Annotated in this window: 17 protein-coding genes; 12 read left to right on the top strand and 5 right to left on the bottom strand. The window is 67.5% G+C overall.

The genetic code is table 11. The features are described 5' to 3' along the window. Nucleotides 1-2 precede the first annotated feature (2 nt). From LPB142_RS09535 to hflX, 7 genes are all read left to right on the top strand, one after another. Complete coding sequence (locus tag LPB142_RS09535) at nt 3-1,373, top strand: response regulator (protein WP_068766909.1); 1,371 nt, start codon at nt 3-5, stop codon at nt 1,371-1,373. Between the two features lie 69 nt (nt 1,374-1,442). Then, on the top strand, nt 1,443-3,722 hold the full coding sequence (locus LPB142_RS09530; protein ID WP_071166228.1) for a sensor histidine kinase NtrY-like: 2,280 nt from the start codon (nt 1,443-1,445) through the stop codon (nt 3,720-3,722). Next, on the top strand, nt 3,719-5,125 hold the full coding sequence (gene ntrX, locus LPB142_RS09525) for a nitrogen assimilation response regulator NtrX (protein WP_068766907.1): 1,407 nt from the start codon (nt 3,719-3,721) through the stop codon (nt 5,123-5,125). Before LPB142_RS09530 ends, ntrX begins: the two co-directional genes overlap by 4 nt. A 220-nt stretch (nt 5,126-5,345) precedes the next feature. Next, nucleotides 5,346-6,722, top strand: coding sequence for a Trk system potassium transporter TrkA (trkA, locus tag LPB142_RS09520; RefSeq protein ID WP_068766906.1), 1,377 nt, complete (start codon nt 5,346-5,348; stop codon nt 6,720-6,722). A 9-nt stretch (nt 6,723-6,731) separates the two neighbouring features. Continuing rightward, a complete protein-coding gene (locus LPB142_RS09515) occupies nt 6,732-8,258 on the top strand; it encodes a potassium transporter TrkG (RefSeq protein WP_071166227.1) in 1,527 nt (508 codons plus the stop codon). Between the two features lie 151 nt (nt 8,259-8,409). Continuing rightward, the gene (gene hfq, locus LPB142_RS09510; protein ID WP_068766904.1) at nt 8,410-8,643 is read left to right on the top strand and encodes an RNA chaperone Hfq; all 234 of its coding nucleotides are present in this window, start codon (nt 8,410-8,412) and stop codon (nt 8,641-8,643) included. 11 nt (nt 8,644-8,654) lie between these two features. Beyond that, nucleotides 8,655-9,938, top strand: a complete 1,284-nt coding sequence (hflX, locus tag LPB142_RS09505; RefSeq protein ID WP_068766903.1) for a GTPase HflX — start codon at nt 8,655-8,657, stop codon at nt 9,936-9,938. Nucleotides 9,939-10,102: 164 nt separating this feature from the next. Here the strand turns inward: hflX and LPB142_RS09500 are convergent, their stop codons facing one another. After that, entirely contained in the window at nt 10,103-12,568 is a 2,466-nt protein-coding gene (locus LPB142_RS09500) for a penicillin acylase family protein (protein WP_071166226.1), read from the bottom strand. Between the two features lie 122 nt (nt 12,569-12,690). On the opposite strand from LPB142_RS09500, the gene LPB142_RS09495 reads away from it, so the two are divergent. Continuing rightward, the gene (locus tag LPB142_RS09495) at nt 12,691-13,563 is read left to right on the top strand and encodes an NAD(P)-dependent oxidoreductase (protein WP_071166225.1); all 873 of its coding nucleotides are present in this window, start codon (nt 12,691-12,693) and stop codon (nt 13,561-13,563) included. Here the strand turns inward: LPB142_RS09495 and LPB142_RS09490 are convergent. Continuing rightward, nucleotides 13,556-14,845 (bottom strand): Nramp family divalent metal transporter, encoded by a 1,290-nt coding sequence (locus LPB142_RS09490; protein WP_071166224.1) that lies wholly within the window; start codon nt 14,843-14,845, stop codon nt 13,556-13,558. The genes LPB142_RS09495 and LPB142_RS09490 overlap by 8 nt on opposite strands. A gap of 186 nt (nt 14,846-15,031) precedes the next feature. On the opposite strand from LPB142_RS09490, the gene mntR reads away from it, so the two are divergent. Continuing rightward, nucleotides 15,032-15,484 (top strand): manganese-binding transcriptional regulator MntR, encoded by a 453-nt coding sequence (mntR, locus tag LPB142_RS09485; RefSeq protein ID WP_068767074.1) that lies wholly within the window; start codon nt 15,032-15,034, stop codon nt 15,482-15,484. Between the two features lie 68 nt (nt 15,485-15,552). Here the strand turns inward: mntR and ssb are convergent, their stop codons facing one another. Further along, the gene (gene ssb, locus LPB142_RS09480; RefSeq protein ID WP_071166223.1) at nt 15,553-16,080 is read right to left on the bottom strand and encodes a single-stranded DNA-binding protein; all 528 of its coding nucleotides are present in this window, start codon (nt 16,078-16,080) and stop codon (nt 15,553-15,555) included. 227 nt (nt 16,081-16,307) lie between these two features. Here ssb and LPB142_RS09475 point away from each other — a divergent pair, with 227 nt between their 5' ends. Further along, a complete protein-coding gene (locus LPB142_RS09475) occupies nt 16,308-16,916 on the top strand; it encodes a lytic transglycosylase domain-containing protein (RefSeq protein ID WP_071166222.1) in 609 nt (202 codons plus the stop codon). A gap of 74 nt (nt 16,917-16,990) precedes the next feature. On the opposite strand, the gene LPB142_RS09470 is transcribed toward LPB142_RS09475, so the two are convergent. Continuing rightward, nucleotides 16,991-17,548 carry a lipid-binding SYLF domain-containing protein gene (locus LPB142_RS09470; RefSeq protein ID WP_068766897.1) on the bottom strand — a complete coding sequence of 186 codons (558 nt, stop codon included), beginning with the start codon at nt 17,546-17,548 and terminating at the stop codon, nt 16,991-16,993. Between the two features lie 124 nt (nt 17,549-17,672). Then, complete coding sequence (hemB, locus tag LPB142_RS09465; protein ID WP_071166221.1) at nt 17,673-18,671, bottom strand: porphobilinogen synthase; 999 nt, start codon at nt 18,669-18,671, stop codon at nt 17,673-17,675. 133 nt (nt 18,672-18,804) lie between these two features. On the opposite strand from hemB, the gene LPB142_RS09460 reads away from it, so the two are divergent. Next, a complete protein-coding gene (locus tag LPB142_RS09460) occupies nt 18,805-19,344 on the top strand; it encodes a component of SufBCD complex (RefSeq protein WP_071166220.1) in 540 nt (179 codons plus the stop codon). A gap of 7 nt (nt 19,345-19,351) precedes the next feature. After that, nucleotides 19,352-22,801, top strand: a complete 3,450-nt coding sequence (mfd, locus tag LPB142_RS09455) for a transcription-repair coupling factor (RefSeq protein WP_071166219.1) — start codon at nt 19,352-19,354, stop codon at nt 22,799-22,801. The last annotated feature ends 65 nt before the right edge of the window (nt 22,802-22,866 follow it).

Raw genomic sequence — 22,866 nt, 5'->3', positions numbered from 1 at the left:
CGATGGACGGCACCGTTCTCGTAGCTGACGACGACCGCACGATCCGCACCGTGCTGACCCAGGCGCTGACGCGCGCGGGCTGCAAGGTCCATGCGACGGCGTCGCTGATGACGCTGATGCGCTGGGTCGAGGAGGGCAAGGGCGATCTTGTGATCTCCGACGTGATGATGCCCGACGGCAACGGGCTCGAGGCGCTGCCGAAGATCGCGCAGGAGCGGCCCGGGCTGCCGGTGATCGTGATCTCGGCGCAAAACACGATCATGACCGCGATTCAGGCGGCCGAGGCGGAGGCTTATGACTATCTGCCCAAGCCTTTCGATCTGCCCGATCTGATGAAACGCGCCGCGCGCGCGCTCGAGCAAAAGCGGCGCGCGCAGGTGGCGCCGAAGGTGATCGAGCCGCGCACCGAGGGGGGCGATCTGCCGCTCGTCGGGCGCACGACCTCGATGCAGGCGCTCTACCGGCTCGTCGCGCGGGTGATGAACGCCGATCTGCCGGTGTTGATCCTTGGTGAAAGTGGCACCGGCAAGTCCTTGATCGCGCGGGCAATTCACGATTTCTCCGACCGGCGGACGCTGCCTTTCGTGGTGGCGCAGGCGGCCGATCTCGCGGGCGCGGACGGCCCTTCGAGCCTTCTGGCGCGGGCCAAGGGCGGCTCGCTCGTCTTTGACGAGGTGGGCGATTACGACGACGATACCCAGGGCCGGATCGTGCGGATGCTCGACGCGCTGCCCGACCCCGCGCCGCGGATCATGGCCACCACCCAGATCGACCTCTCGGCGCAGATGGAGGCGGGCAAGTTCCGCCAGGATCTCTTCTATCGGCTCGGCGGCGTCACGCTTGCGGTGCCGAGCCTGCGCGAGCGGGTCGAGGATATTCCGCTGCTCTCCGACCATTTCCTGACCCGCGCCGAGCGCGACGGGCTCGGCACGCGCCGCTTCTCGGCCGATGCGATGGCGCTGGTGCGGGCCTATGCCTGGCCGGGCAACGTCCGCCAGCTCGAGAACACGATCCGCCGCCTCGTGGTGACCTCGTCGGAGGAGGAGATCAGCCGCGCCGAGGTCGAATTCGTGCTCGGCAACCAGCCGGCGATCGAGCCGTTGCGTCAGGGCGGCGAGGGGGAGAAGCTCTCCGCCTCGATCGCGCGGCATCTGCGGCGCTATTTCGACCTGCATGGCGGCAACCTGCCGGCGCCGGGGCTTTATGACCGGATCCTGAAGGAAATGGAGGGGCCGCTGATCGAAATCGCGCTCGATGCGACCGGCGGGAACCAGGCCAGATGTGCCGATTTGCTGGGCATCAACCGCAATACCTTGCGCAAGAAGATCACCGATCTGGATATTCAGGTGACACGGCGCCGCAAACTGATGTAAACCCGCAACAGGGGGTTGTGGCAAATCTGCCCGTCGGATTCGCCACCCGCCCTGTTGTTGGGGGGTCGCTTGAGCGCGCTTGCACATCGTTCCGTGTGGGACCAATTCGTTCGTTTGCGCCGTCAGCGGCGCTTTCAGAACGCGGCCACGCTGGGCCTCGTCGGGCTCGGGCCGGTGCTCGCGCTTGGCACGTTCACGGTGCTCGGCCCGTTCGGTCAGGGCGCCGATTCGACCGCGCTGCGGCTGATCCTGCTGGGCGATTTCATCTATTTCCTGCTGCTCGCCGGGCTGATCGTGATGCGCGTCGTGCAGATGCTGGCGGCGCGGCGCGCGCGGGCCTCGGGCTCGCGGCTGACGCTGCGGCTGACCGGGGTTTTCGCCGGGATCGCGCTGGTGCCGACGGTGCTTGTCGCGCTGTTTGCCGGGCTCACGGTGAATATCGGCCTCGAGGGCTGGTTTTCGGACCGGGTGCGCGAGGTGGTGGGCACCTCGCTCACCGCCGCCGAGGCCTATCAGGACGAGCACCGCCGCGATCTGACCGCGGATGCCGAGGCGCTCGCGGGCTTCATCAACCTGCGCGGTCAGGCCGCGACCTTCATGTCGGATGGCGATCTGCGCGAGGTTCTTGTCGCCGGCCAAGCGGGCATCCAGCGCGGCCTCAAGGAGGCCTATGTCATTGACGGAACAGGCGAAATCATCGCGCGCGGCGATCGCTCCTATCTCTTTGACTTTGAAAAACCCGCGCCTGAAAAGCTCGTCGCCGCGCAAAAGGGCGAGACCGTCCTGATCGAGGATTGGCCGAACAGCGAGTTCCGCGCGCTGATCCAGCTCTCGGCCTTCGTCGACCGCTATCTCTATGTCTCGCGCTCGGTCGACGGCAAGATCCTGTCGCTGCTCGACGACACGCGCGCCACCGTCCGGCTCTATCAACAGCTCGAGGCGACGCGCGGGCGGGTGCTTTTTGAGTTCGGCCTCGTCTATATCGGCTTCGCGCTGATCCTGATTCTCGCCGCGGTCTGGATGGGGCTGTGGTTCGCCGAGCGGCTCTCGCGGCCGATCGGGCGGCTGGCGGCGGCGGCCGAGCGGGTCGGCGCGGGCGATCTCGACGCGCAGGTGATCGAGGCGGAGGGCGATGACGAGATCGCGACGCTGGGCTCGGCCTTCAACCGCATGACGCGGCAGCTGAAGGGCCAGCGTGTCGCGCTGATCGAGAACCACCGCGCCACCGAGGAGCGCCGGCGGCTCTTTGACTCGGTGCTCTCCTCGGTCACTTCGGGGGTGATCGGGCTCGACGCCGAGGGGCAGGTCGATTTCCTCAACCGCTCTGCGATCCGGCTCTTGGAGCTCGAGCGGAGCCGTGACCACGACCGGGCGCTCGCCGAGGCTGTCCCGGAGTTTGAAAGCCTTTTCAAACGCTTGCAGGACGGTCTTCACGAGGTGGTTCAAGAAGAGGTGCGGGTCTCGCGCGGCGGGCGGCTCGAGAGTTTGCTCGTGCGGATGGCGGTGCGGCGCGGCGATGATGGCGCGCCGGAGGGCTATGTGGTGGCCTTTGACGACGTGACCGAGCTCGTTTCGGCGCAGCGGCTCGCGGCCTGGGGCGATGTCGCGCGGCGGATCGCCCATGAGATCAAGAACCCGCTGACGCCGATCCAGCTCTCGGCCGAGCGGATCAAGCGCAAGTTCTCGAAAGGTCTGGGCGCGGAGGAGGCCGAGGCGCTCGATCAGCTTACCGGGGTAATCGTGCGCCAAACCAATGACTTGCGGCGCATTGTTGATGAGTTTTCGCGGTTCGCGCGGATGCCCGAGCCCGACCGGCGCGACCATGATCTCGCGCAGCTCCTGCGCGATGCGGTGACGCTGCAAGAGGGCGCCTTGCATGGCGCGACGCTTGCCGCGACGATCCCGGCGGGGCCGGTCACCGTCGAGCTCGATGCGACGATGATCTCGCAGGCGGTCACGAACCTTATCAAGAACGCCGGCGAAGCCATTGAATCGCTTTATGAAAAGGGCGCGCCTGAGGGCTATGTGCCGCAGGTGCGGGTGAGCCTCGAGGAGAGCCCCGAGCAGGTCTTGATCCGCATCGCCGACAATGGCATCGGCCTGCCGCCCGAGCGCGCGCGGCTCTTCGAGCCCTATGTCACGACGCGCGCCAAGGGCACCGGGCTCGGCCTGCCGATCGTGAAGAAGATCATTGAGGAACATGGCGGGACGTTGAGCCTTCTCGACGCGCCCGTCTTCGAGGGCTGCGCGCATTTTGGCGCATTGGCCGAAATCCGGCTGCCGCGCGCGCGCGCGGTCGCCCGGGCGATCAAGGAGCGGGGGGCGGAGACCTCCGGGGATCTCACATGAGCGATATTCTGATTGTTGACGACGAAAAGGACATCCGCGAGCTGATCGCCGATATTCTGGGCGATGAGGGGTTCGCGACGCGGATGGCGGCGAATTCCGACGAATGCATGGAGGCGATCAACGCCGAGGCGCCGGCGCTGATGGTGCTCGACATCTGGCTCAAGGACAGCCGGATGGACGGGATCGACATCCTGAAAACCGTCAAGCGCGACAACCCCGATATCCCGATCATCATCATTTCGGGCCATGGCAATATCGAGATCGCGGTCGCGGCGATCAAGCAGGGCGCCTATGATTTCATCGAAAAACCCTTCAATATCGACCAGTTGATGGTGGTGATCGGGCGCGCGATGGAAACCGCGCGGCTGCGGCGCGAGAATTCGAGCCTGCGCCGGCGCGATCTGCATCAAGGCGAGATGCTCGGCACCTCCGCGGCCTTCCGCAAGCTCAAGGACCAGCTCGAGAAGGTCACCAAATCGAACGGGCGGGTGATGCTGACGGGCGAGCCGGGCTCGGGCAAGGAATCGGCCGCGCGCTTCATCCATCAGCATTCGAGCCGCGCCTCGGCGCCTTTCATCACCGTCAATTCCGCCTCGATCGCGCCCGAGCGGATGGAGGAGGTGCTGTTTGGTCGCGAAACGCCCGAGCGCGGCATCGAGAAGGGCTTGCTCGAGCAGGCCCATGGCGGGGTGATCTATTTCGACGAGGTGGCCGAGATGCCGCCGGGCACGCAATCGAAGATCCTGCGGGTGCTCACCGAGCAGCAGTTCATGCGGGTGGGCGGCGCCGACAAGGTGCGGGTCGATCTGCGGGTGATCTCGTCGACGACGCGCGATCTGGCGGCCGAGATCGCGGCGGGGCGGTTCCGCCAGGAGCTCTTCGACCGGCTCAACGTGGTGCCGATCGCGGTGCCCGCGCTTTCCGAGCGGCGCGAGGATGTGCCGCTTCTGGCGAGCCATTTCATCGAGGCCTTCAACCGCACCCAAGGCCTGCCCGCGCGCGAGATCTCCGAGGAGGCGGCGGCGGCGCTCCAGACGATGGAATGGCCCGGCAATATCCGCCAGCTGCGCAATGTCATCGAGCGGGTGCTGATCCTCGGCGAGGGGCAGGGCCCGATCGAGGCGCGCGAGCTGCCCGGCGAGGCCGCGCCCGCCGAGGAGGGGCGGATCGTGCTCGGCGGCCAGCTCGCCACGCTGCCCCTGCGCGAGGCGCGCGAGCTTTTCGAGCGCGAATATCTGCTCACCCAGATCAACCGCTTCGGCGGCAATATCTCGCGCACTGCGAATTTCGTCGGCATGGAACGCTCGGCGTTGCACCGCAAGCTGAAATCGCTCGGTGTGGTGACCTCGGCCAAGGCCGGCGGGCGCGTCGCGCATTTCGAGGACGAGGACGAAGAGGTCTGAGCCGCGCCCCCGGGCGGCTGTCGGATTTTGCGTATTTGGGCCAAGAAGAAGCGGAAGTTGCGTTTCATCTTGCCGCAAATATCCCCGCCGGAGGCATCCGCCGCCCGGGGCCGCGGCGCCGGCGGGCAGGGGCGCGGGGCCGCGCGATTGACCGCCCGCGCGGGCACGCATAGAACAGCCCTTGGGCCCGCGGGCCGCGAAGGGCGCGAAAGGACAGCATATGAAGGTGATCATCTGCGGCGCGGGTCAGGTCGGTTGGCAGATCGCGCGCCATCTTGCGGGCGAGCGCAACGATGTGACCATCGTCGACAGCAACCCCGAGCTTGTGCGCCGCGCCTCCGATACGCTCGATGTTCAGGGCGTGGTGGGGTTTGCCTCGCATCCCGATGTGCTCGAGCGTGCCGGCGCGCGCGATTGCGATCTGATCATCGCCGCGACCCATTCCGACGAGGTCAACATGGTGACCTGTCAGGTCGCGCAATCGGTCTTCGGCATCACCCGCAAGATCGCCCGGATCCGCGCCCAGACCTATCTCGCGCCGCAATATGCCGACCTTTACCGCCGCGATCACCTGCCGATCGATGTGATCATCTCGCCCGAGCGCGAGGTCGCCGAGGCCGCGTTGCAGCGCCTTGCCGCGCCCACCACCTTCGACACCGAGAGTTTCCTCAAGGGCCAGATCCAGCTCCTCGGCATCGTGCTCGATGACGATTGCCCGGTGCTCAACACCCCCCTGCGCCAGCTCACCGAGCTCTTCTCGACGCTCCGCGCGCTGGTCGTGGGCGTGCGCCGCGACGGGCGGCTCTTCGCGCCCGAGCCGGGCGATCAGCTCTTCGCCGAGGATCAGATCTATGTCTTCTCGCACAGCCAGGATGTCGGGCGCACGCTCGAGATCTTCGGCAAGGCCTCGAAGAAGCAGGAGCGGATCGTGATCATCGGCGGCGGCAATGTGGGCCTTGGGGTCGCGCGGGCGCTCGAGGCGCGCTCGGACCGGGTGCGGGCCAAGATCATCGAGAAGGACCGCGCGATTGCCGAACGCGCCGCCGATGCGCTCGAGCGCACCATCGTGCTCAACGGCGATGGGATGAGTGCGGAGCTTCTCGAGGAGGCCAATATCGAGCGCGCCGATGCGGTGCTGGTCGTCACCGATGACGACAAGACCAATATCCTCGCCGCGGTGCGCGCCAAGCAGGCGGGCTGCAAGATGGCGATCTCGCTCGTCAACGACCCGACGCTGGTGCCCTTGATGGCGCCCCTCGACATCGACGCCTATATCAACCCGCGCGCCACCACCGTCTCCTCGATCCTGCGCCATATCCGGCTCGGCCGCGTGCGCGCGATCTATTCGATTGGCGACGCCGAGGCGGAGGTGATCGAGGCGCAGGTGATGGGCACCTCGCCGATGGCGGGCAAGATGGTGCGCGACATTGATTTCCCCGAGGGCGTGCTCCTCGGCGCGGTGATGAAGGGCGAGAAGGTGATCAAGCCCGCGGGCGATACCAAGATCGAGGAGGGCGATGTCGTCGCGATCTTCGCGCTCGCCGCCGATGTGCCGGTCGTCGAGCGGCTCTTGCAAGTCTCGATCGACTTCTTCTGAGGCGGGGGCATGTTGCAGCGCATCGGGCGCCAGATCCAGGAGCTGCCGCTGATCCTCATCGAGATGGGGATCGGCGCGGTGGCGATGCTCCTCCCGGCGCTGCACGGGTTCTTCCTGCGCGATTATGATGCGGCGCGGCCGTTTCTCTATTCGCTGATCCTGTTTGGCGTGCTGACCGCGCTGCTCGCGCTCGCCACCGGCGCCAACCCGCGCGGGCCGCAGGGCCGCAGCCAGCTCCTCGCCATGCTCGCGACCTTCACGCTCTTGCCGGTGATGCTCGCGGTGCCGTTCAACGAGGCGGTGCCCGATACCGGGTTCTTCAACAGCTGGTGGGAGATGGTCTCCGCGCTGACCACCACCGGCGCGAGCCTTTACGCGCCCGAGCGGCTGCCCGCCACGCTGCATCTGTGGCGCGCCGAGGTGGCGTGGCTGGGCGGGTTCTTCATGCTGGTGATGGCGATTGCGGTGCTCGCGCCCCTGCGGCTTGGCGGCTTCGAGATGTTCGTCTCGGGCGGGGCGAGCTCGGCGCCGCTTCTGGCGGCGGGCGAGGACAGCGCGGAGCCCGGCGAGCGGATCGTGCATTATACGCTCAAGCTGCTGCCGGCCTATCTCGGGCTGACGGCGCTTTTGTGGCTGGCGCTGCTTGTCGCGGGCGATCCGCCGCTGATCGCGCTCATTCATGCGATGTCGACGCTCTCGACCTCGGGGATCTCGCCGGTGGGCGGGGTCGGCGGCGCGCCTTCGGGGATCGTGGGCGAGATGCTGATCTTCCTGTTCCTGATCCCGGCGCTCTCGCGCAGGCTCTGGCCGGGCGGGGGCGAGCTGCGCGCCTCGGCGCGGCTCATCGACGACCCGGAGCTGCGGCTGGCCGCTGCGCTGGTGGCGCTGGTGCCGGTGGTGCTGTTCTTGCGCCACTGGATCGCGGCGCTCGAGGTGCAGACGCCCACCGCGCTCGGGCCGATCGTGAAATCGCTCTGGGGGGGCGCGTTCACCTCGCTCTCCTTCCTGACGACGACCGGCTTCGAGGGCTCGACCTGGGATGATGCGCGCAACTGGTCGGGGCTTGGCACGCCCGGGCTCGTGCTGGCCGGGCTCGCGATCACCGGGGGCGGCATCGCCACCACGGCGGGGGGCGTGCGGCTCTTGCGGGTCTATGCGCTCTTGCGCCACGGCGAGCGCGAGCTCGACAAGCTGATCCACCCGACCTCGATCGCGGGCGGCGGCGACATGGCGCGGCGGCTGCGCCGCGAGGGCGCCTATATCGCCTGGATCTTCTTCATGCTCTTCGCGCTCTCGATCGCGGTGGTGATGATGGCGGTCTCTTTCGTCGGGCTGCCCTTCGAGCCGGCGACGATTCTCTCGATCGCGGCGCTCTCGAACACGGGGCCGCTCGCCTCGGTCGCCGCCGATACGCCCTTGCAATGGGCCGAGCTGAGCGAGGCCACGCGCGCGATCCTGGCGATGGCGATGGTGGTCGGGCGGCTCGAAACGCTGGCGATCATCGCGCTCTTCAACCCCGAACTATGGCGCGCCTGACACAAGGCGCCGCTTTTGCCCGCTAACGGGCTGTTTTTGGGGCTGGAATCTGGCGGTTTCTTCCGCATACTGATTCTGAGCGGGCAAAACGCCCGCCCAGACGCGCGACATGAGCTCCGCGGAGCTTCAAGAACATAAAGGCATAATAAAAATGGCAGCCGATAAACAGAATTTGCAGGACGCGTTCCTTAACCACGTCCGCAAGACCAAGGTGCCGGTCACGATTTTCCTGATCAACGGGGTGAAGCTGCAAGGGGTGATCACCTGGTTCGACAATTTCTGCGTGTTGCTGCGCCGCGATGGCCAGAGCCAGCTCGTCTACAAACATGCGATCTCGACGATCATGCCGGGCGCGCCGATCTCGCTCTATGAGGGCGAGGACTGAGCGGCGCCGCGGTGACCGAACCCGTCTTTCAGCGTGAGCGCCCGACCCGGGCCTATGTGCTGCATCCCGATCTGAAGGCGCAGGACGCGCGCCGCATGCCCGAACACCGCCTCGCCGAGGCGGTGTCGCTCGCGGTTGCGCTGCCGATGCTCGAGGTGGTGGGGGCCGAGGTCGTGCGCCTGCCCAAACCCCATGCCGGCCATCTCTTCGGCACCGGCAAGCTGGCCGAGCTGAAAGAGCGCCTCGCCGAGGCCGAGGTCGATCTCGTGCTCGTCGACGGGCCGGTCAGCCCGGTGCAGCAGCGCAACCTCGAGAAGGAATGGGGCGTCAAGCTCCTTGACCGCACCGGGCTCATTCTCGAGATCTTCGCCGATCGCGCCCGCACCCGCGAGGGGGTGCTGCAGGTCGAGCTCGCCGCGCTCTCCTATCAGCGCACGCGGCTGGTGCGCGCCTGGACCCACCTCGAGCGGCAAAGGGGCGGGCTTGGCTTCGTCGGCGGCCCCGGCGAGACCCAGATCGAGGCCGACCGCCGCGCGATCGACGATCAGGTGGTCAAGATCCGCCGCCAACTCGCCAAGGTCGTGAAAACCCGCGAATTGCACCGCGCCGCGCGTCGCAAGGTGCCGTTCCCGGTCGTCGCGCTGGTGGGCTATACGAACGCGGGGAAATCGACGCTGTTCAACCGGATGACTGGCGCCGATGTGATGGCGAAGGACATGCTCTTTGCCACCCTCGACCCGACGATGCGCGGCATCACGCTGCCCAACGGGCGCAAAGTGATCCTCTCGGATACGGTGGGCTTCATCTCCGAGCTGCCCCATGAACTCGTCGCGGCCTTCCGCGCCACGCTCGAAGAGGTGCTCGAGGCCGATCTGATCTTGCATGTGCGCGACGTGGCCCACCCCGAGACCGAGGAACAGGCCGCCGATGTCGGCGAGATCCTCGAGAGCCTCGGCGTGGCCGAGGATGTGGCGCTGCTCGAGGTCTGGAACAAGATCGACGCGCTCTCGCCGAGCCTGCGCGCGGCGCTTCTGGCGCAAGACGCGCGGCGCGAGGAGGTGCAGGCAGTCTCCGCGCTCACCGGCGAGGGGATCGAGGCGCTCTACGCCGCGATCGAGACGCGGCTGGGCGAGGAGCGCTTCGACGAGGCGCTGATCCTGCCCTTCGAGAAGGGGCGCGCGCGGGCCTGGCTGCATGAGCAAAATGTCGTGCGCTCCGAGGTCGAGACCGAAGAGGGCTGGCAGCTCGAGGTGAACTGGGCCGCAAGCCAGCGCGCGCGCTTCCGCGCACTTTGATCCGCCGCGCAGGGGGGCGCCGCCCCCCTCGGGCTGGCGCCCTCACCCCCCGGGATATTTGCGGCAAGATGAATGAGAACGTTCTTACTCTTTCATCTTGCTCCAAATATCCCCGCCGGAGGCTTCCGCCGGGTGGGGGAGGCGACCGGCCGGGGGGCTCGGCCTCAGGGCGCGGGGGCGGGTTCGAGCCGGGTGATGCCGGCGGCGGCGGCGCGGGCGAGTTCGGGGTCGAGCGACATCGGGATATAGTCGCCGCGGCGCCATAGTTCCGCCAGATCGTCGTAATGGCGCGAGAACGGGTGGCCCGATTGACCGGTTGCGATGATGAAGACCGAGCTGTCGGGGTCGGCGAAATCATAGACGCCGCGGAAGCCCGCCGCATGGACGTTCTCGAACGGCATCGCGCCCGAGCCGCGGGTCATGCCGCGCATCAGCGTGAAATCGCCCCCCGAGGTCGATTGGCGGATATTCGTCAGCCAGCCGAAGAGCCGCGCGCGGCCGAGCACCTGGTGTTGATGCACCGCCTCATGGGCATCGCCCCAGCGCCAGCTCTCGATCTTCGGGCCGTATTTTTCGCTGAGCGCAAGCAGCGCCTCGTCGAGCGCGATCCGCGCGATATCGGTGCAGCTCTCGACCGGCGCCGATTGCATCACGTCGCACCAGCGGGCCGCGCCTTCGGTGTTGCGGAACACGCGTTCGATGAAGAGCGGCTCGAGGTGTTTGAACTCGCTCGCGAGCGGGCCGAGCTCGTCGCGGATCAGCCGGTTTTGCAGCGCCCGCATCCAGGCCGCGTAGATCAGCGGCTCGGGGAGGTGTTCGTTCATCTCGCCGTCCCAGGCCGCGAGCAGCTCGAGCGCGCGTTGGCGCATCCGCTCGGGCGTGCCCTCGGGCGCGGGGGCGGCGGTGAACCACAGATCGGCGCCGACGAGCGGCAGGAGCCCGCGCGCGGCGGGGCTCACGGTATCGAGCTGGGCGGCGATGAAGCTCTCGCGGGTATGGACCTCGCGCTCGCCCATCAGCCGGGTGAGGCGCTGCACGCGCTGGCTGTCGCCCCAGTCGAAGCTGACATGATCGGGGAAGGGGCGCTCGACGGTCTTGTTGTTGGTGTTGATCACGATCCCGCCCTCCGGGTCGAGAAAGCGCGGGTTCTTGGCGAAGGGGGCGCGGCCCTGCCAGCGGTTTTGCGCCTCCCATCCGGGCGAGGGCATCCGCCCTTGGGTGACATGGCCCGGGTCGCGCGCGGGGATCGCGCCGACGGTGACCATGCCCACCCCGGTCTGATCGGCGAGGATCAGGTTTTGCGCGGGCGCGATATAGCGCTCGCCCGCCGCCGCGGCCTCGGCCACCGAGCCCGCGCGCATCAGCGCGAGCCCTGCGCTCATCGAGGTATCGGCGGTGTCGAGCGCGGTCCAGCTCATCGAGACGACATGATCGGGCGGCGTGATGGTGGCGAGGTTGAAATGCCCGCCGGGGATCACGGGGCCGTTTTCGGTCCAGCGCAGGGTGATCGTGACGGGCTCGGCGTCTTTCACCTGGATGATCTCGCGGCGGGTGGTGAAGCTGGCCCAGCCCTCGGGCGTGCGGTAGCGCTCCGGGCGCGCGGGGTCGAGCGCCTCGATATGCAGGTCGAGATCGTCGACATAGGCCGAGGTGATGCCCCAGCCAAGGCGCGGGTTGCGCCCGGTGAGCACCAGCGGGATCCCCGGGATCGTGCCGCCGATCACGCCTCCCGAGGCGAGCTCGAGGCGGGCGAGATACCAGATCGAGGGGGCGGTGAGGCCGAGATGGGGGTCGTTGGCCATGAGCGAGCCGCCCGCCGCCGAACGCCCGGGGGCGGCGGCGAATGCGTTCGAGGCGCCGGCGAAATCGCGCCCGGGGAAGGGCGAGAGCGGCGGCGGGGCGCTTTCGGCCACGCGCGCGGCGCGCGGCGTGCCGGGGAAGAGGGCGGCATAATCGGGCAGGGCGGCGGTGCCCTGGCCGGGCATGTCGGGCAGGATGTCGCGCACGAAATCCTGGCCGAGCATCGAGACGCGGGCGCGCAGGACCTCGGTCTCGATCTGGCTTTCGAGCTGCACCGCGAGGAGTTTCAGGATCGAAAGCGAATCCTCGGGGGTCCAATAGGCGATCGGCGCGTCGAAGAGGAAGAACTCCGGCGCGCCACGGCCGCGCGCGCCTTCGTTCACCAGCGTGATCCATTGGTTCACGCCCGCCGCATAGGCCTCGAGGGCGGCGCGGGTATCGGCGTCCTGGGCGGCAAGCGATTTGCGCGCCGCGCCCGCCAGATCGAGCCGGCGCATCAGCTCATCGGTCTTCAGCGTATCGGCGCCGAACACCTCGGAGAGGCGGCCCTGCACGGTGCGGCGCAGCATGGTCATCTGCCAGAGCCGGTCCTGCGCATGGGCCAGACCCAGCGCGAAGAATACATCGCGGTCGGTCGCGCCGAAGATATGGGGCACGTCTTCGGTCGAGCGCACGATCTCGACGGGCGCCGAGATGCCGGAGACCTCATAGGTCGCGTTGTAATCGGGCAGCGAGCGCGCCGCGAAATACCAGATGAAGAAGCCCGCGACGAGCAGCGCCAGAAGCGCCGCCGAAACGATCCGGACCATCCATTGGAAGAGCTGATACATGGCGCCTCGCGTGATTTGGCCCGGGCCTGGTTGACGGCGCGGGCGAGGGCGTTACTAAGTCAGGCCAGACAAATGATCAACGCGCGTTTCGCGCGCGAGGGCACAGCTTGGCGGAGGCTTGCATGGCGAAAGTGGCGTTTCTCGGGCTCGGGGTGATGGGCTTTCCGATGGCGGGGCATCTGGCCGCGGCGGGCCATCAGGTGACGGTCTATAACCGCACCGTCTCGAAGGCCGAACATTGGGTGCGCGCGAAGGGCGGCGAATGGGCGGCGACCCCTGCCGATGCGGCGCGCGATTGCGATTTCGTGATGGCTTGCGTGGGCAATGACGATGACCTGCGCGCGGTTTGCACCGGGCCCGAGGGGGCTTTCGCGGGGATGAAACCGGGCGCGATCTTTGTCGATCACACCACGGTTTCGGCGCAGGTCACGCGCGAGCTCGCGGCGGCGGCCGCGGCGGCGGGGCTCGGCTTTGTCGATGCGCCGGTGTCGGGCGGCCAGGCGGGGGCGGAAAACGGCGTGCTCTCGGTGATGTGCGGGGGCTCGCAGGCCGATTACGCCGCCGCCGAGCCGGTGATCGCGGCTTACGCCAAGATCTGCCGCCGGATGGGCGAGAGCGGCGCGGGCCAGCTCACCAAGATGTGCAACCAGATCGCGATCGCGGGGCTCGTGCAGGGCCTCTCGGAGAGCCTGCATTTCGCCGAGAAGGCGGGGCTCTCGATCTCCGACGTGGTCGAGGTGATCAGCCAGGGCGCCGCGGGCAGCTGGCAGATGGCCAACCGCTTCAAGACGATGGAGGCGGGCGAGTTCGCCTTCGGCTTCGCGGTCGACTGGATGCGCAAGGATCTGGGCATCTGCCTCGCCACCGCCGAGGAAACCGGCGCGGGGCTGCCGGTCACCGCGCTCGTCGATCAGTTCTACAAGGATGTGCAGGCGATGGGCGGCGGGCGCTGGGATACCTCGTCGCTTATTGCGCGGCTGCGCAAGCTCAGCTGAGATAGGGGATCGGCAGGCCGAACGCCTCGGCCAGCAGCACGAAGTTCAGGCTCAGGACCACCCCCGCGCCGACGATCGCGAGGGTGCGGGTGAGCGGGCGCGTGGCATGCGCGCCCATGATGTCGCGCCGCGAGGTGAAGACGATCAGCGCCACCATCGGCACCGGCAGCGCGATCGAGAGCACGACCTGGCTCATCACCAGCGCATCGGTCGCGTTGACCCCCGCCGCCACCACCGCGAAAGCCGGCACCATGGTGATCGCGCGGCGCAGCCAGACCGGGATATACACCCGCAGAAAGCCCTGCATGATCATCTGGCCCGCCATCGTGCCCACAACCGAGCTCGAGACCCCCGAGGCGATCAGCGAGACGAGAAACACCCCCGCCGCGGCCGCGCCCAGAAGCGGGGTGAGCGTGTGATAGGCGCTCTCGATCTCGGCCACCTCGGAATGGCCCGCATGGAAGGCCGAGGCCGCCATCATCACCATCGCCATGTTGATCATCCCCGCGACCGCGAGCGCCACCACCACCTCGATATTGGAGAAATGCAGCATCCGCCCGCGCTCGGCCTCGTTGCGAAACTGCGCGCGCGCCTGGGTCAGGCCGGAATGGAGATAGATCGCATGGGGCATCACGGTCGCGCCGATGATGCCCACCGCGATGGTCAGCGCCGCGGCATCGGGCATCGCGGGGGTGACGAGGCCGAAGCCCGCCGCCTCCCAATCGATCGGCGCGATCAGCACCTCGGCGAGATAACAAAGCCCGATCACACCGACGAGCGCGCCGATCACCAGCTCCATCGGCCGGAACCCGCGGCTTTCAAACATCAAGAGCGCATAGGTGATCACCGCCGTGACCCCCATGCCGACGATCAGCGGCATGTTGAAGAGAAGCGCCAGCCCGATCGCGCCGCCCAGAAACTCCGCCAGATCGGTCGCCATCGCGGCGATCTCGCTCACCACCCACATCGCGAGCACCACCGGGCGGGGGAAGGTGTCGCGGCTGAGCTCGGCGAGGTTCTTGCCGGTCACGATCCCGAGCCGCGCCGAGAGCGCCTGAAACAGCATCGCGATCAGATTGGCGAGCAGCACCACCCACAGGAGCGTATAGCCATAGCCCGCGCCGGCCTGGATGTTGGTCGCGTAATTGCCCGGGTCCATATAGGCCACCGATGCGATCACCGCCGGCCCCGCCACCACCAGCACCGCGCGCAGCCCGTGCCGCTCGCCGGCAAGCACCTGCGAGAGGCCGGTGCGGGTCTTTTCGGTCAGGCTCGTGCGCATCGGTCCGTCCTTGCATCCTGTCGCGGCTCAAAAATATAGCCTTGGCTTCATTTTCCGCAAGCGCCAATCCGCGGCGGGGCGCAAAAAGGGCAGGGGCTCTGCCTCACTTTGTCGCGAGGGGCTGGCGGGGCGGCGGGTTTTCATATTGAAGCCGAGGCTATAGAATATGCGCAAATGGGGGGCGAGATGGCCGAGGACGAGAGTTTCGAGAGCGCCGATGAGGCCGAGGGCGCGTTGCCCGAGCGCTTTGCCCATGCGCGGGTGGCGCAGGCCTCGGCAGTGCTGGAGGATTACGTCGAGATGATCGGCGATCTGATGGCCGATCATGGCGAGGCGCGGATCGCCGATATCGCGGCGCGGATGGGGGTGACGCATCCGAGCGCGACGAAGGCGGTGGCGCGGCTCAAACGCGCGGGGCTCGCCGTGTCGCGGCCCTATCGGGGGGTGTTTTTGACCGAAGCGGGGGCCGATCTCGCCGCGAAGGTGCGCGCGCGGCATCGGGTGGTGGTGGATCTCCTGATCGCGGTGGGGGTGCCGCCCGAGACCGCCGAGATGGACGCCGAGGGGATGGAGCATCATGTCTCGGAGGCGACGCTGCGCGCCTTCGAGGCCTATCTGGCGGGGCGCGCGGGCGGCTAGGCCCGGTGCATGAACTTCGCCCGCCAAGGGATTGAAAAGAAAAGGGCGCCTCTCGGGCGCCCTTGGTCTTAGAAGGGGATTTCGTCGTCGAAATCCGGCCGGCCGCCGCCGCCGCCACCCGAACGGCCGCCGCCGCCCGCGCCGCCACCATAGGACGGGCCGTCATCATAGCCGCCGCCATAGCCGCCACCCGAGGCGCCGCCGCCGTAATTGCCGCCGCCGCCGCCGCCCGAGCCGCCGCCATCGCGCCCGTCAAGCAGCGTCAGGTTGCCGGTGAAGGGGCGCAGCACGACCTCGGTCGTGTAGCGGTCCTGGCCCGATTGATCTTGCCATTTGCGGGTCTCGAGGCTGCCCTCGATATAGACCTTCGAGCCCTTGCGCAGATATTGCTCGGCGATTTTCGCCAGCGGCTCGGAGAAGATCGCGACGGAATGCCACTCGGTGCGCTCCTTGCGCTCGCCCGATGCCTTGTCGCGCCAAGTTTCCGAGGTCGCGATGCGCAGGTTGCAGACCTTGCCGCCGTTGGCGAAGCTGCGCACCTCGGGGTCGCGCCCCAGATTGCCCACCAAAATGACCTTGTTGACGCTGCCCGCCATGCTTCCTCCGCCGATTGAGCCGCACGGCAGGGGCGCGCGGCGATTCTGAACCTTGTCCGGGAGGTATAAAGCAGGTGCGGCCCGGGGCATAGGGGGCGCGGCCCGGGCCGGTGAGCCAAACCCTGCCGATGCGGAAAATCCCCAGGGAACCCGTTGGTCTCGCGGCTTTTCAGGGCGCGAAAAATCCCGTATAGTCGCGCGAGTTTGGGGCTGTGGGTAGAGAACGCATGCGGAAATTCGCCGGTGGGATCGTGCTGGGGCTGGCTGTCGGGCTTGCGCCGGCGGGGGTCATGGCTGAAGGCCTGTCGCTGAAGGGCGCGTCGTCGAAATCGCGCGCGCTGCTGTTTCGCAACCAGACGCAGCTTCTCGACAGCCGCGCCTCGCAACAATACGCCAATTCCGGCCGGCTCAAGCCCAATGCCGGCGCCGAGGTCACGGCGGCGGCGGCTCTGCCGCGCTACAGCGGCGCCTATCGCGGCGAATATATGACGCTCGCGCGGGCGGCGGCGGCGCGCCATGGGGTGCCGGAGGATCTGTTCTTGCGGCTTGTGCAGCAGGAAAGCGGCTGGAATGCGGGGGCAGTCTCGCCCAAGGGCGCGACGGGGCTTGCGCAGCTGATGCCGGAAACCGCGGCGCTTCTGGGTGTGAACCCGAATGACCCCAAGCAGAACCTCGAGGGCGGCGCGCGCTATCTGCGGCGGATGTATGAGCGCTTCGGCAATTGGCGCCATGCGCTCGCGGCCTATAACGCCGGGCCGGAAGCCGTTGAGAAATATAACGGAATCCCGCCCTATGCGGAGACGAAGAATTATGTGCGGGTGATCTACGGAAGCTGATTTCCGTTTTCGTTCAACCCGTTCTGGGCCGAGCTTCGGATGGCGCATGAAGATCATGCGCCATCTTTTTGTTTTTACGGGATAATCCGGGTATATTTGGTGCCCGCGAGCGTCGCCCCCGCGATCAGCCCCGATTGCCCGAAGACCAGCGCGATCACCGGCGCGAGCGAGGTGGTGGTATCGGCGCCGATCGCGCCGCCGCGGTCGGGCAGCGCATAGCGCGCATCCGCGCCCATCTCCCAGCCCGGGTTGCGGCGGAAATCGGCGAGCGCCTCTTGCGTCATGAAGAACAGCGCATGGGCATATTGCTGCGCGCCGATCTGGAAGCCGAAGGAGGCCGAGGCGGCGGAGTAATAATCCACCGTGACATTGTTGATCCGCAGCGCGCCGCGCCCATAGGCGCCGCCGATCCCGAAGCCCGCTTCGGTCATCAACGGCATGTAGAGCACGCCCACCGATTTGTTCATCAGCGTATCGGTGCCGGGGTATTTCTGAAGGAGGTAGTTGCGGGTGGCATCGACCCGGGCGTCAAGCCGTGCCGCGCCCTGGCTGCCGACCCCGTTGCCGCAGGCCGCAAGGCCCAAGCCCGCGCCGCCGAGGGCCAGAAGACCGCGTCTGGTGAAATGCGTCATGTGCTGCTCCGCTCCTGTGATCGGGCGTCATCCGCGCCCGTTGGCACAAACTATAGGCAAGATTATGCGCCCTGTCACTCATTCTTGAGAGCGACGGGCGGGCTCTTGCCGATCGGTGGCGCGCTCAGGCGCCCAGAAGCCGCGCCGCGGCGGGCGCGAAATAGCTCAGCACCCCGTCGCAGCCCGCCCGGCGGAACGCCATCAGGCTCTCCAGCATCACCTTGTCATGGTCGAGCCAGCCGTTCTTCACCGCCGCCATGATCATCGCATATTCGCCCGAGACCTGATAGGCATAGGTCGGCACGCCGAAGCTCTCCTTCACGCGCCGCACGATGTCGAGATAGGGCATGCCGGGTTTGACCATGACCATATCGGCGCCCTCCGCGAGATCGCGCGCGACGAGCCGGATCGCCTCGTCGGAATTGGCCGGGTTCATCTGATAGGTCTTCTTGTCGCCCTTGAGCGCGCCCGAGGCGCCGACCGCGTCGCGGAAGGGGCCATAGAAGGCCGAGGCATATTTCGCGGCATAGCTCAGGATCGTGACATCGGCGTGGCCCGCGGCCTCGAGTGCGCTGCGCATCGCGCCGATCCGGCCATCCATCATATCCGAGGGGCCGAGGATATCGGCGCCAGCCTCGGCCTGAGCGATCGCCATTTTCACAAGACATTCAACGGTTTCGTCGTTGAGGATCACGCCGTCGCGGACCAGCCCGTCATGGCCGTTGGCGTTATAGGGGTCGAGCGCGATATCGGTCATGATCGCGATCTCGGGCACCTCGGCCTTGATCGCGCGGATCACCCGGTTCGAGATATTCTCCGGGTTCCAGGCCATTTCGCAGCCCTCGGTCTTCTCGGCCGGGTCGGTATAGGGGAAGAGGCAGATCGCCGGGATCCCGAGGCGCGCGGCCTCTTCGGCGGCGCGCACCGCGCCCGAAAGCGTGAGGCGCATCACCCCCGGCATCGAGGCGATCTCGCAATCGGCGCCCGCGACATCGGTGATGAAGATCGGCCAGATCAGATCCTTGACCGAGAGCCGGTGCTCCTGCGCCAGATCGCGCAGCGCCTCGGTGCGGCGCATGCGGCGCAGGCGGGTCGTCGGGAAGGGCGGAAGGATCGGATGCATGGGCTCACTCCTCTGGCTTGGCCTTGGGGTGCCACGGATCGGCGGAGGCGGCAAGTCAAACCGTGCTGGGAGCGGGTTGGAGCCGCCCCGGCTTTGGTCTAGTCTGGCGCAAATCACTCTCGCGGACGCTCAGGTGCAGATCCTCAATATCCTCCTTTCGCTGATCGACATGCGGTCGTTTTCCAACCTCTGGTATTGGATCGCGCTCGCCGTGACCTGGTCGACGGCCTCGCATTGGGTGCTCGGCGTGCCGTTTGACATGGTGCTGCGCGCGCGCCGGCGGGGCGGGGCCTCGGCCGAGGCGCTGCTCGATCAGACGCGGATCTCGACCGAGCGGCTGCTGGGCATCGGGCGCGAGGCGGGCATGGTGCTCGCGGTGGTGATTCCCTTCGTGCTGAGCGTGCTCGTCGTGCTCGGCTTTGGCTATGACATGGAGTTCGCCCAGGCGCTCGCGCTGATCCTCGTGCCGCTCGCGGTGGTCTGGCTGATCAGCCTGCGCGCCGCGGCGCGGCTCGCGCCGGTTCTGGCCGCCGCGCCGCGCCCCGAGGCGGTGGCCGAGGCGCTCACCCACCACCGCTTCCGCATCCAGCTGATCGGCATCGCGGCGATCACCGCGACCGCCTTCTGGGGGATGATGCAGAACCTGCGGCTCTCCAGTTTCGGGATTCATTGAGGCGGTGATGGCGCATTTTCTCTATTCCGGCGCGCCCGAGGGGTTTGATGCGCGGCTGATCGCGCAGGAATTGGCCAAGGGCCAGCCGGTGATCCATGTCGCGCGCGATGATCGCCGGCTCGAGGCGATGCGGGCGGCCTTGGCGTTTTTCGCGCCCGAGGCGGTGGTGCTGAATTTTCCGGGCTGGGATTGTCTGCCCTATGACCGGGTCTCGCCCAACCCCGATATTTCGGCGACCCGGATGGCGACCTTGGCCGCGCTCAGCGCGGGCGTGCCGGGGCCGTTTGTGCTCTTGACCACGCTCTCGGCCGCGATGCAGCGCGTGCCCGCGCGCGCCACCGTCGCGGGGGCGAGCTTCACCGCGCGCGTCGGCGGGCGGATCGACGAGGCGCGGCTGCGCCAGTTTCTCGCGCGGATGGGCTTCTCGCCGGCCTCGACCGTCTCCGAGCCCGGCGATTACGCGGTGCGCGGCGGCATCATCGACATTTTCCCGCCCGGCGAATCCGGCCCGGTGCGGCTTGATCTCTTCGGCGATGTGCTCGACGGGGCGCGCCGCTTCGACCCGGTGAGCCAGCGCACCACCGAAAAGCTCACCGCGATCGAGCTCGCCCCGGTCAGCGAGGTGATCCTCGACGAGGCCTCGATCAGCCGGTTTCGCCAGAATTACCGGGTCGAATTCGGCGCGGGCGGCGCGGAGGATCCGCTTTACGAGGCGGTCTCGGCGGGGCGCAAACATGCGGGGATGGAGCATTGGCTGGGCTTCTTCCATGACCGGCTCGAGACGATTTTCGACTATCTCCCCGAGGCGGCGGTGCTCTTGGATGACCAGACCGGCCCGCAGCGGATCTCGCGCTGGGAAGGCATCGCCGATCAATATGATACGCGCCGCGAGGCGATGAGCCGGCGCGACCGGCTCGACAGCGTCTACAAACCCGCGCCGCCCGAGCTTCTCTATCTCGACGAGGCGGCCTGGGGGGCGGCGCTCGCGCCCCGGCGGGTGTTGCAGCTCCAGATCCTGCGCGCCCCGCCCGGGCCCGGGGTCGTCGATGCGGGCGGGCGCATCGGGCGCAATTTCGCGCCCGAGCGGCAGCTTGAAAATGTGAGCCTTTTCGGGGCGTTGAAGGATCATCTTCTCAAACAGCTCGCGCTTGGCCCGGTGGTCGTCGCGAGCTGGTCGGAGGGCGCGCGCGAGCGTCTGAAGGGGCTTTTGGAGGATGAGGGGCTGAGCGGCGCGCGCGCCATTCGCGACGCGCGCGAGATCGGGCCCGGCGTGAACCTCGCGGTCTGGCCGCTCGACGCGGGCTTCGAGGTCGAGCGCGCGGCGGGCGGGCTCACCGTCATCTCCGAGCAGGATGTGCTCGGCGACCGGCTCGTCAGCCGCCCGAAGAAAAAGCGCAAGGCGGAGAATTTCCTGACCGAGGCGCAGAGCCTCACGCCCGGCGATCTCGTCGTCCATGTCGATCACGGGGTCGGGCGCTACAAGGGGCTCGAGACGGTCTCGGCGCTCGGCGCGCCGCTCGATTGTGTGCTTTTGGAATATGCGGGCGGCGATCGGCTCTATCTGCCGGTGGTGAATATCGAGCTTCTGAGCCGCTATGGCCATGAGGAGGGGCTGCTTGACAAGCTCGGCGGCGGCGCCTGGCAGGCGAAGAAGGCGCGGCTCAAGGAGCGGATCCGCCAGATCGCCGATAAACTCATGCGGATCGCGGCCGAGCGGCTGTTGCGCGCAGCCCCGATCCTCGAGGCGCCGCATCACGAATGGGAGGCCTTCGCCGCGCGCTTCCCCTATAGCGAGACCGAGGACCAGCTCAGCGCGATCGACGATGTGGTGAGCGATCTGGGCACGGGGCGGCCGATGGACCGGCTCGTGGTGGGCGATGTGGGCTTTGGCAAGACCGAGGTCGCGATGCGCGCGGCTTTCATCGCGGCGGTCTCGGGGGTGCAGGTGGCGGTGATCGCGCCGACCACGCTGCTCGCGCGCCAGCATTACAAGACCTTCGCCGAGCGCTTCCGCGGCACCGCGGTCAATGTCCGGCCGCTGTCGCGCTTTGTCTCGGCCAAAGCCGCCGCCGAGACCCGCGCGGGCCTCGCCGAGGGCTCGGTCGATATCGTGATCGGCACCCATGCGGTGCTCGCCAAGGCGGTGAAATTCCGCAACCTCGGCCTGCTGATCATCGACGAGGAGCAGCATTTCGGCGTCAACCACAAGGAGCGGCTGAAAGAGATGCGCTCCGAGATCCATGTGCTGACGCTCACCGCGACGCCGATCCCGCGGACGCTGCAACTGTCGCTGACCGGTGTGCGGGATCTCTCGATCATCGGCACGCCGCCGGTCGACCGGCTCGCGATCCGCACCTATGTGAGCGAGTTCGATACCGTCACGATCCGCGAGGCGCTCTTGCGCGAACGCTTCCGCGGCGGGCAGAGCTTCTATGTGGTGCCGCGGATCACCGATCTCGCCGAGGTCGAGGAGTTCCTGAAAACCCATGTGCCCGAGGTGAGCTATATGGTCGCCCATGGCCAGATGGCGGCGGGCGAGCTCGATGAGCGGATGAACGCGTTTTACGACGGCAAGGCCGATGTGCTTTTGGCCACCACGATCGTGGAAAGCGGCCTCGATATCCCGACCGCGAATACGATGATCGTGCACCGCGCCGATATGTTCGGCCTGTCGCAGCTCTACCAGATCCGCGGCCGGGTCGGGCGCTCGAAGTTGCGCGCCTATTGCTATCTGACCACGAAACCGCGGATGCCGCTCACCCCGCAGGCGACCAAGCGGCTGCGGCTTCTGGGCTCGCTCGACAGCCTCGGCGCGGGGTTCAATCTGGCCAGCCAGGACCTCGATCTGCGCGGCGCGGGCAATCTTCTAGGCGAGGAACAATCGGGCCATATCAAGGAAGTGGGCTACGAGCTCTATCAGGCGATGCTCGAGGAGACGATCGCCAAGCTGAAATCGGGCGAGCTGACCGAGATGGCCGAGGATGGCGAATGGTCGCCGCAGATCAACCTTGGCGTGCCGGTGATGATCCCCGAGGCCTATGTGCCCGATCTCGATGTGCGGCTGGGGCTTTACCGGCGGCTCTCGGGGCTGACCACCAAGGTCGAGCTGGAGGGCTTCGCCGCCGAACTCATCGACCGCTTCGGGGAGCTGCCCAAAGAGGTCAACACGCTGCTCCTCGTCGTGCGGATCAAGGCGATGTGCAAACGCGCCCATATCGCGCGGATGGATGCCGGGCCGAAAGGCGCCACGGTGCAGTTCCACGCCGACAAGTTCCCCAACCCGGCGGGGCTCGTCGAATTCCTGCAAGCCCAGCGCGGCCAGGCCAAGATCGCCGGCAACAAGGTGGTGGTGCAGCGCGATTGGTCCTCGGATGCCGAGAAGATCAAGGGCGCTTTCGCGATCGCCAAGGATCTGGCCGAGAAGGTCATCGAGGCGAAGAAGGCTGCGAAAAGCTGAGGACCGGGCAGGGGGGCGCCGCCCCCCTCGGGCTGCGCCCTCACCCCCCGGGATATTTCGGGCAA

The organism is Rhodobacter xanthinilyticus (assembly GCF_001856665.1).
Taxonomy (GTDB): domain Bacteria; phylum Pseudomonadota; class Alphaproteobacteria; order Rhodobacterales; family Rhodobacteraceae; genus Rhodobacter; species Rhodobacter xanthinilyticus.
The sequence above is the reverse complement of the archived record's forward strand: the minus strand, read 5'-3'. Positions and strand labels throughout refer to the sequence as shown.